General features: G+C 72.8%; 1 protein-coding gene. It reads left to right on the forward strand.

The features are described from left to right. Window positions 1-756: hypothetical protein (locus tag FXN61_RS49790; protein ID WP_223165932.1), on the forward strand; the 756-nt coding region annotated here is incomplete at both ends.

Consider the following 756-nt stretch of genomic DNA (forward strand, 5'->3'; position numbering starts at 1 on the left):
GCCGCGGTCCGCTACCTCGCGATCGGCCGCGAGCTGGCGGATCCCGCTGTCGCAGAAGGCCTTCGCCGTTGCCCTGCCGCCGCGCCCACGGCGGTCAGCGCCGTCGTGGACGGTGCCGAAGTCGTCGTGAACTGGCGGCCGTCCCCGTCGACGGCGGGGCGCATCGGGTACCGGGTGTGCCGCGGTGCCACCGTGCTGACCAAGGAGTCGGCCGCGCCACCGGTCGTCGACCGAGATGCCCCTGTCGGACAGCAACTCGTCTACACGGTCACGACGTTGCGTGAAGGCGTGCCGGGAGAAGCCGCGTCAACCGAAGCGGTCGCGGTGCTGCCAGAGGTGGCCGATCTGCGGCTGACCGCCGAGCCGGGGGTCGTCCTGGGACGGTGGCGGCTGCCGCCGGGGGCGGTACGGGCGGTGGTCCGGCGCACCGGTTGGGACTCCGAGGTGGTCTCGAGCGGGACGGGCTTCGCCGACTGGCAGGTGGAACCGGACACCACGTACACCTACCGGGTGCTGGTCGAGTATCCCGAAGCACGCAGCCACGGGATCGACGTCCAGGTGGTGTGTCTCGGCGAGCCAAGCGAGGTCACCGATCTGCGTGCCGTGGCGGCGGGTGACGTCGTCGACTTCTCGTGGACTCCGCCGCGTGGGGACGCGGTCGACATCCGGATCCTGACCCGTCCCGAGGCCGCGCCAGCGGGCGTCGTCCGGCTCGACCAGGCCGTGCCGGCGGGACCACTCGTCGCCACGAGCCGG

The sequence above is a fragment of the Lentzea indica genome, assembly GCF_012184385.1.
GTDB lineage: Bacteria > Actinomycetota > Actinomycetes > Mycobacteriales > Pseudonocardiaceae > Lentzea > Lentzea indica.